The 2,866-nt window shown below is 53.2% G+C and carries 1 rRNA gene; it reads left to right on the plus strand.

Annotation, left to right across the window (positions count from 1 at the left end):
• Positions 1 to 2,865 (plus strand): 23S ribosomal RNA (locus D0463_RS15175); the annotation flags it as partial.
• Position 2,866 lies beyond the last annotated feature (1 nt).

Below are 2,866 nucleotides of genomic sequence, written 5' to 3' on the forward strand. Positions count from 1 at the left end.
CGATATGCTTCGGGGAGCTGTAAGTAAGCTTTGATCCGGAGATTTCCGAATGGGGAAACCCACTGTTCGTAATGGAACAGTACCTTTACCTGAATACATAGGGTATGGGAGGCAGACCCGGGGAACTGAAACATCTAAGTACCCGGAGGAAGAGAAAGCAAACGCGATTTCCTGAGTAGCGGCGAGCGAAACGGAATTAGCCCAAACCAAGAGGCTTGCCTCTTGGGGTTGTAGGACACTCAACATGGAGTTACAAAGGAACGGGGTAGATGAAGCGGTCTGGAAAGGCCCGTCAAAGAAGGTAATAACCCTGTAGTCGAAACTTCGTTCCCTCCTGAGTGGATCCTGAGTACGGCGGGACACGAGAAATCCCGTCGGAAGCAGGGAGGACCATCTCCCAAGGCTAAATACTCCCTAGTGACCGATAGTGAACCAGTACCGTGAGGGAAAGGTGAAAAGCACCCCGGAAGGGGAGTGAAACAGATCCTGAAACCGTGTGCCTACAAGTAGTCAGAGCCCGTTAATGGGTGATGGCGTGCCTTTTGTAGAATGAACCGGCGAGTTACGATTTCATGCAAGGTTAAGTTGATGAGACGGAGCCGCAGCGAAAGCGAGTCTGAATAGGGCGAATGAGTATGAGGTCGTAGACCCGAAACCAGGTGATCTACCCATGTCCAGGGTGAAGTTCAGGTAACACTGAATGGAGGCCCGAACCCACGCACGTTGAAAAGTGCGGGGATGAGGTGTGGGTAGCGGAGAAATTCCAATCGAACCTGGAGATAGCTGGTTCTCTCCGAAATAGCTTTAGGGCTAGCCTCATGGCAAGAGTCTTGGAGGTAGAGCACTGATTGGACTAGGGGCCCTCATCGGGTTACCGAATTCAGTCAAACTCCGAATGCCAAAGACTTATCCATGGGAGTCAGACTGCGAGTGATAAGATCCGTAGTCGAAAGGGAAACAGCCCAGACCACCAGCTAAGGTCCCCAAGTATACGTTAAGTGGAAAAGGATGTGGAGTTGCTTAGACAACCAGGATGTTGGCTTAGAAGCAGCCACCATTTAAAGAGTGCGTAATAGCTCACTGGTCGAGTGACTCCGCGCCGAAAATGTACCGGGGCTAAACGTATCACCGAAGCTGTGGATGGACACCGATGGTGTCCGTGGTAGGAGAGCGTTCTAAGGGCGTTGAAGCAAGACCGGAAGGACTTGTGGAGCGCTTAGAAGTGAGAATGCCGGTATGAGTAGCGAAAGAAGGGTGAGAATCCCTTCCACCGAATGCCTAAGGTTTCCTGAGGAAGGCTCGTCCGCTCAGGGTCAGTCGGGACCTAAGCCGAGGCCGAAAGGCGTAGGCGATGGACAACAGGTTGATATTCCTGTACCACCCGTAATCGTTTGAGCAATGGGGGGACGCAGGAGGATAGGGTAAGCGCGCTGTTGGATATGCGCGTCCAAGCAGGTAGGCCGGAAACGAGGCAAATCCCGTTTCCATATAAGGCTGAGCTGTGATGGCGAGGGAAATTTAGTACCGAAGTTCCTGATTCCACACTGCCAAGAAAAGCCTCTAGCGAGATGAAAGGTGCCCGTACCGCAAACCGACACAGGTAGGCGAGGAGAGAATCCTAAGGTGTTCGAGAGAACTCTCGTTAAGGAACTCGGCAAAATGACCCCGTAACTTCGGGAGAAGGGGTGCTTTTTAGGGTGCAAGCCCGGAAAAGCCGCAGTGAATAGGCCCAGGCGACTGTTTAGCAAAAACACAGGTCTCTGCGAAGCCGCAAGGCGAAGTATAGGGGCTGACGCCTGCCCGGTGCTGGAAGGTTAAGAGGAGAGGTTAGTCGCAAGACGAAGCTTTGAATTGAAGCCCCAGTAAACGGCGGCCGTAACTATAACGGTCCTAAGGTAGCGAAATTCCTTGTCGGGTAAGTTCCGACCCGCACGAAAGGCGTAACGATCTGGGCACTGTCTCAACGAGAGACTCGGTGAAATTATAGTACCTGTGAAGATGCAGGTTACCCGCGACAGGACGGAAAGACCCCGTGGAGCTTTACTGTAGCCTGATATTGAATTTTGGTACAGCTTGTACAGGATAGGTAGGAGCCTGAGATGCCGGAGCGCCAGCTTCGGTGGAGGCGTCGGTGGGATACTACCCTGGCTGTATTGACATTCTAACCCACGCCCCTTATCGGGGCGGGAGACAGTGTCAGGTGGACAGTTTGACTGGGGCGGTCGCCTCCTAAAGAGTAACGGAGGCGCCCAAAGGTTCCCTCAGAATGGTTGGAAATCATTCGTAGAGTGTAAAGGCACAAGGGAGCTTGACTGCGAGACCTACAAGTCGAGCAGGGACGAAAGTCGGGCTTAGTGATCCGGTGGTTCCGCATGGAAGGGCCATCGCTCAACGGATAAAAGCTACCCCGGGGATAACAGGCTTATCTCCCCCAAGAGTCCACATCGACGGGGAGGTTTGGCACCTCGATGTCGGCTCATCGCATCCTGGGGCTGTAGTCGGTCCCAAGGGTTGGGCTGTTCGCCCATTAAAGCGGTACGCGAGCTGGGTTCAGAACGTCGTGAGACAGTTCGGTCCCTATCCGTCGTGGGCGCAGGAAATTTGAGAGGAGCTGTCCTTAGTACGAGAGGACCGGGATGGACGCACCGCTGGTGTACCAGTTGTCTTGCCAAAGGCATCGCTGGGTAGCTATGTGCGGACGGGATAAGTGCTGAAAGCATCTAAGCATGAAGCCCCCCTCAAGATGAGATTTCCCATAGCGCAAGCTAGTAAGATCCCTGAAAGATGATCAGGTAGATAGGTCTGAGGTGGAAGCGTGGTGACACGTGGAGCTGACAGATACTAATCGATCGAGGACTTAACCAAT

It is taken from the genome of Bacillus sp. V59.32b (assembly GCF_003429085.1).
In the GTDB taxonomy this organism is placed as follows: domain Bacteria; phylum Bacillota; class Bacilli; order Bacillales; family DSM-1321; genus Peribacillus.